At 72.2% G+C, this 6482-nt stretch carries 6 protein-coding genes; 5 read left to right on the forward strand and 1 reads right to left on the reverse strand.

Annotated features, from left to right (window positions below; translation table 11 throughout):
* From FV228_RS17530 to FV228_RS17545, 4 genes are all read left to right on the forward strand, one after another.
* Positions 1–999, forward strand: a 999-nt coding sequence (locus FV228_RS17530; RefSeq protein WP_246693936.1) for an OmpA family protein, incomplete at its 5' end; no start/stop codon positions are given.
* 109 nt (positions 1000–1108) lie between these two features.
* Entirely contained in the window at positions 1109–2317 is a 1209-nt protein-coding gene (locus FV228_RS17535; RefSeq protein ID WP_147855801.1) for an MFS transporter, read from the forward strand.
* Positions 2318–2327: 10 nt separating this feature from the next.
* A complete protein-coding gene (locus tag FV228_RS17540; RefSeq protein WP_147855802.1) occupies positions 2328–3095 on the forward strand; it encodes a class I SAM-dependent methyltransferase in 768 nt (255 codons plus the stop codon).
* Positions 3096–3393: 298 nt separating this feature from the next.
* Positions 3394–4680 (forward strand): hemolysin family protein, encoded by a 1287-nt coding sequence (locus FV228_RS17545; protein WP_147855803.1) that lies wholly within the window; start codon positions 3394–3396, stop codon positions 4678–4680.
* A gap of 3 nt (positions 4681–4683) precedes the next feature.
* Here FV228_RS17545 and gltX read toward each other — a convergent pair whose 3' ends face one another.
* Positions 4684–6024, reverse strand: coding sequence for a glutamate--tRNA ligase (gene gltX, locus FV228_RS17550; protein WP_147855804.1), 1341 nt, complete (start codon positions 6022–6024; stop codon positions 4684–4686).
* A gap of 150 nt (positions 6025–6174) precedes the next feature.
* On the opposite strand from gltX, the gene FV228_RS17555 reads away from it, so the two are divergent.
* Positions 6175–6482: FAD-dependent oxidoreductase (locus FV228_RS17555; RefSeq protein WP_147855805.1), on the forward strand; the 308-nt coding region annotated here is incomplete at its 3' end.

Here is a 6482-nt window from a genome sequence, read left to right on the forward strand (position 1 = left end):
GCCGGCGGTCCGGCGGCGCGCGGCGTGTTCAACGCGCCGGGCCAGCCCGGCTACGTCCCCGGCGGCTTCCGCGCGGACGACGACGTGCGCGACTACGACCAGGTCCGCCGCGACCGGCGTGAGTTCAGCGAGGGCGGCCGGACGTACTACCGGGAGCCCGGCCGCATCATCGTCCGCGACCGCGACGGCTACCTGATCCGTCACGACGAGAACGAGCGGTTCCGGGACCTCGACCCGCGCGGCTTCCGCTCCGAGCGGCGGGGCGCCGACTTCTACAGCTTCATCGACCGGCCGGGCGGCGAGCAGATCGTCACCGTCACGGACGACGACGGGCGGATGCTGCGCCGCTACCGCCGCTTCCGCGACGGCCGCGAGGTGGTGATCATCGACAACAGCTACGCCGGCCCGCCGCGCCCGATCTACGACGACGTGGTCGTGCTGCCACCCCCCGACATCCGCATCCCCCGCGACCGGTACGTGGTGGAGTACGAGCAGGCGGACGAGGGCGCAGTCTACGAGGCGCTGACGGCCCCGCCTGTGGTCGCCGTGGACCGCCGCTACACCCTGGACCAGGTCCGCTACAGCCCGGACCTGCGCGCCCGGATGCGCTCGGTGGACATCGACACGATCACCTTCGACACGGCCTCGTTCACGGTGACGCCGGACCAGGCGGCCCGGCTGTCGGTGATCGCCGCGGCGATCAACCGGGCGATCCGCGCCAACCCGCAGGAGGTCTTTTTGATCGAAGGCTACACCGACGCGGTGGGGTCCGACATCGACAACCTGTCCCTGTCGGACCGCCGGGCGCAGTCGGTGGCGACGGTGCTGACCCAGCAGTTCCAGGTCCCGCCGGAGAACCTCACCACCCAGGGCTACGGCGAGCAGTACCTGAAGGTGAACACGCAGAACGCCGCCCGGGAGAACCGCCGCGTCACGGTCCGGCGGATCACGCCGCTGCTGCAGCAGGGGACGGCGCAGGGGGCTCCGCCGCCGCGCTGAGCGGACTGACGCCATTGACCGCGTCGGGCCGGAACGATGCGCCCGCCGCGGTTGACGTCATGGCTCACGCGTCCCACCACCGGGCGAAGCTGGCGGCGCGGGACGGTTCATGGAGAGCGACGACAACGGGCGGCTGATCCGGTCGGGGACGCCGGTGTTCCGCCGCACCGCGCTGGCGCTGGCGGCGGCCGGGTTCTCGACCTTCGCGGTGCTCTACGCGGTGCAACCGCTGCTGCCGATTTTTTCGGATGCGTTCGGCGTCTCGCCGGCCGAGAGCAGCCTCGCTTTGTCCCTCCCCTGCGGGTTGCTGGCGGTGGCGCTCCTGGTGGTGAGCCCGCTCTCGGAGATCTGGGGCCGCAAGCCGGTGATGCTCGCCTCTCTGTTCGCGTCCGCGGTGCTGACCATCGTGGCCGCCCTGGTGCCGGGCTGGCACGGGTTCCTAGTCCTGCGGGCGCTCTCCGGCTTGACCGCGAGCGGCCTGCCCGCGGTGGCGATGGCCTATCTCGCCGAGGAGATGGACACGCAGGCGATCGGCCTCTCGATGGGGCTCCTGGTCGGCGGCAACGCGCTGGGGGGCATGTCCGGCCGGCTGATCAGCGGCGTGATGGCCGACCACATGAACTGGCGGATCGGCCTCGCCACGATCGGCGGGCTCGCCCTCGTCGCGGCCTTCGCGTTCTGGCGCTGGCTGCCGCCCGCGCGCAACTTCGTGCCGCGCCGGATGGCCTGGCGCGACGTGCCGGGCTCCTTCGGCCACCATGTCCGCGACGCCGGGCTGCCGTGGCTGTTCGCCGAGGCGTTCCTGCTGATGGGCGGCTTCGTCTGCATCTACAATTACATCGGCTTCCGCCTGCTCGATCCGCCGTTCTCCCTGAGCCAGACGGTGATCGGCCTGATCTTTTCCGTCTACATTGCCGGCATGGTGAGCAGCCCGGTCACCGGCGAGTTGGCGAGCCGGTTCGGCCGGCGGCGGGTGCTGTGGGTCGCCACCGGGGTCGGGCTGGTCGGGATCCTGATGACGGCGGCCGACAACCTGCTGCTGATCGTCGCCGGGATCGTGGTCGTGACGATCGGCTTCTTCGGCGCGCATTCGGTGGCGAGCAGCTGGGTCGGCCGGCGGGCGCTCCGCGACCGGGCCCAGGCCTCCTCGATCTACCTGTGCCTGTACTACCTGGGCTCGTCGGTGCTCGGCACCGCGGGCGGCTGGTTCTTCGCGCATTCCGGCTGGACCGGCGTGGTGCTGTTCGTGGGCACCCTCTACGGTCTGGCCCTCGCCATCGCGATTCGGCTCTCGCGCCTGGCGCCGCTGCCGAGCTGAGGACTTCGTGATGAGTACGCGCACCCATTCCGGCCACGTCGTCGATCAGTTCGGCGCCCAGGCCTCGGCCTACGTGACGAGCGCGGTCCATGCCGTCGGCGCCGACCTGGACCGGATCGGCGCTCTCGTTCGCGGACTGCAAGGCGCGTCGGTGCTCGATCTCGGCTGCGGCGGCGGCCACGTGGCGTTCGCGGCGGCGGCGGCGGGGGCTTCGGTCACGGCCTACGACCTCTCCGCCGAGATGCTGGCGGCGGTCACCGCCGAGGCCGAACGGCGCGGCCTCGACCGGATCGAGACCCGCCAGGGCGCCGCCGAGGCGCTGCCTTTCCCGGACGCCGCCTTCGACGCGGTGCTGACCCGCTACAGCGCCCACCACTGGCGCGACGTCCCCGCCGCCCTGGCGGAGGCGCGCCGGGTGCTGGCGCCGGACGGCCTGTTCGTGGTCTGCGATATCGTCGCGCCGGAGGAGCCCCTGCTCGACACCCACCTCCAGGCGGTGGAGCTGCTGCGCGATCCCTCGCATGTGCGCGACTACCGGGTCTCGGAATGGCGCGCGATGCTGGAGACGGCCGGCCTCGTCCCGGGCGACACGCGAGCCTACCGGCCGCGAATGGAATTCGCGAGCTGGATCGCCCGGATGCGCACGCCGGAGGTCAACGTCGCGGCGATCCGCGCCCTCCAGGGCTCGGCGCCGGTCGAAATCGCCGCGCATTTTGCCATCGAGGCCGACGGCAGCTTCCTGCTGGATTCCGTGCTGATCGAGGCGCGCCCGCGCTGAGAACCTGTTCTACGTCGCGATCTCGGTCGAAGGACGATTGTCCCAAGCGCGCCCTCACCTTGAGGTAGCGTCGCCCTCGAAGGAGCCCTCCAGAACCCGCGCGATCCCGGGAGGCATCCTTCGAGGCCCGCTGGCGCGAGCGCTTCAGGGCGAAGGTCGGACGAACGGACCAATCACGCTCTGAAGCTCTGTCGAAGGCTTAGCCGTTGAACGGTCCGGCCCCCGGCCCCATGTTGAAAAGCCGTGTCATCAGAGGAAGCCCGACCCGCGCTGCGGGATCGCGGCTCTGCAAGCCCGCCTGCTCGAGCTCGTCACCGTCGTCCTGCTGATCGCGCTGAACGGCGTCTTCGCTCTCTCCGAGCTGGCGGTGGTCTCGTCGCGCAAGAGCCGTCTGCGCGCGTACGCGGATGCCCGCCGGCCGGGGGCGAAGGCGGCCCTGGCGCTCGCCGAGGAGCCGGGACGCTTCCTCTCCACGGTCCAGATCGGCATCACGCTGATCGGCATCCTGTCGGGCGTCGTCTCGGGGGCGGCGCTGGGCGACCGCCTGGCGCTGACGCTGATCGACCTCGGCCTGCCGAAGGGCTGGGCCGACACGCTGGGCTACACGCTGGTGATCGGGGTGATCACCTACCTGTCGGTGATCATCGGCGAGTTGGTCCCGAAGCACCTTGCCCTGCGCAACCCCGAGGGGATCGCCTGCGCGGTGGCGCCCGGCATGCGCCTCGTCGCCCGGGCGGCCCTGCCGGCGGTGTGGCTGCTCGACGCCTCGACCCGGGCGGTGTTCCGCCTGATCGGCCAGGAGACCGAGAGCGCGAGCGCCGTCACCGAGGAGGAGATCCGCAGCCTCGTGGCCGAGGCCGAGACGGCCGGGATCATCGAGGGTGGCGAGCGCGCGATGATCTCCGGCGTGCTGCGGCTCGGCGACCGGCTGGTGCGCGGCGTCATGACCCCGCGCACCGAGGTCGTGTGGCTCGACCTCTCGGACGACCCCGAGACCATCCGGGCGCGCCTGCTGGCGAGCCCCCATGCCCGGCTGCCGGTGGCCGATGGCGGGCCGGACGCGATGATCGGCGTCGTGCAGGTGCGCGACCTGATCGGCCCGCTCTCCCGGGGCGAGCCCCTGGACCTGCGGGCGCATGTCCGCCGGGCCCCGGTGCTGCCCGATACCCTGGACGCGCTCGATGCCCTGGACGCCCTGCGCAAGGGTACCGTGCCGATGGCCCTGGTCCACGATGAGTACGGCCATTTCGACGGGCTCGTGACCCCCGCCGACATCCTCGATGCCATCGCGGGCGCATTCCACTCCGAATCCGTGGAGCCGGACGCGGTGCGCCGCCCGGACGGGTCCTGGCTGATCGCCGGGTCGATGCCGGCCGACGAGATGGCCGACCAGCTCGGCCTGCGCCTACCGCCCTCACGCGACTACGCCACGGCCGCCGGCCTCGTCATCGCGGCGTTCCAGCGCCTGCCGGAGACCGGCGAGACCTGCGACATCGCCGGCTGGCGCTTCGAGGTGGTGGATCTCGACGGCCGCCGCGTGGACAAGCTGCTGGCGACGCGGCTCGAAGAGCCGGAGGTGGAGTAGGCGCTACGCCGCCTCGCCGGCGAGGCGACGTGCCGCCCGTTCGCGGCCGATCAGCGGCAGCAGCCCGGCGAGGTCCGGCCCATGCTCCAGCCCGGTGAGCGCGAGGCGCAGCGGCATGAAAAGCGCCCGCCCCTTCGCGCCGGTGCGGCTGCGGATCTCTGTGGTCCAGGCTCTCCAGGTCTCGGGGCCGAACGGCTCCGGCGGCAGCGTCTCGCGGGCCGCCGCGATCACGGCCTCCTCGGTGAGGACCGGATCGATCGGACCGGTCACCACGCGCCACCAGTCGCCCGCCTCCGAGACCCGGCCGAGATTGGGCTGCACCGCCCGCCAGAACGCCTCCGCCGTCTCGGCCGGGATGCCGAGGGCGGTGAGGCGCGGGGCGACCTCGGCGTACGGCATGGCGTGGACGAGGCGGGCGTTGAGCCCGTCGAGTTCGGTGGGGTCGAACCGGGCCGGCGCCCGGGAGATCTCGCCGAGATCGACGAGGCTCGCCAGCGTGTCGAGGTCGGGCACCGCCCGCACGGATTCGGCCGAGCCGGTCAGCACCGCCAGCGAGCGCACGGCCGCCGGCTCGTATCCGGCCTCGCGCAGGCCGCGCAGCGACAGGTGGCCGAGCCGTTTCGACAGCCCCTCCCCGTCCGCGGTGGTCAGCAGGTTGTGGTGGCCGAAGACCGGGACCGTGGCGCCGAGCGCCTCGAAGATCTGCACCTGCACGCCGGTGTTGGTGACGTGGTCCTCGCCGCGGATCACGTGGGTGATGCCGAGGTCGGCATCGTCCACCACGGAGGGCAGCGTGTAGAGGTAGCTGCCGTTGGCGCGGATCAGCACCGGGTCAGACAGCGACGCGCAATCGACATGCGCCGGCCCGCGCACGAGGTCGTCCCAGTTCACGGTCCGCGCCTCCAGCAGGAAGCGCCAATGCGGCCGGCGGCCCTCCGCCTCCAGGGCGGCGCGGTCCTCGGCGGTGAGCTGCAGCGCCGCCCGGTCGTAGATCGGCGGCTGGCCGCGGCCGAGTTGGCGCTTGCGCCGGCGCTCGAGCTCCTCCTGCGTCTCGTAGCAGGGATAGAGCCGCCCCGCCGCGCGCAAGGTGTCGGCGGCGGCGTCGTGCTGGACCTTGCGGTCGCTCTGGCGGGCGAACAGGTCCCAGGTGATGCCGAGCCAGGCGAGATCCTCCTGGATCGCCCCGGCGAACGTTTCGGTCGAGCGCTCGGCGTCGGTGTCGTCGAGGCGCAGCAGGAAGCGGCCGCCCGCCTTGCGCGCGAACAGCGCGTTGAGCAGAGCCGGGCGGGCGTTGCCGATATGCAGGTAGCCGGTGGGCGAGGGAGCGAAGCGGACGAGCGTCATGATCCGCTCTGTAGCCGATCTGCGGGCGGTTTTGCGCGTCCCTTCGCGCATGGGTGACGCGAACCGCCCGTGGCCCCGCCTTCGGCCCGCTACACAGCGCCGGCAAAACCCGTCAGAACGCCACGCTTGGCGCTGAGCGGGATGAGCTTGATGGACGAGACGGCCGATATCGTGGTGGTCGGCGGCGGGATGGTCGGGCTGGCCTGCGCCATCGCGCTCAAGGATCGCGGCCTCGACGTGGTCCTGTGCGATCCCGGCGAGGCCCGGGCCCGGACCTCCTACGGCAATGCCGGCGTGGTCAGCCGCGGCTCGATCCTGCCGATGTCGAGCCCGGCCCTGTGGGGCAAGCTCCCGGCCTACCTGCGCAACGCCGACCGGGGCCTGCGCCTGCGCTACGCCCACCTGCCGCGGATCCTCCCCTACACGGCGCATTTCCTGGCGAGCGCCCGGGCCTCGCG

The sequence above is a fragment of the Methylobacterium sp. WL18 genome (genome assembly GCF_008040015.1).
GTDB classification, from domain to species: Bacteria; Pseudomonadota; Alphaproteobacteria; order Rhizobiales; family Beijerinckiaceae; genus Methylobacterium; species Methylobacterium mesophilicum.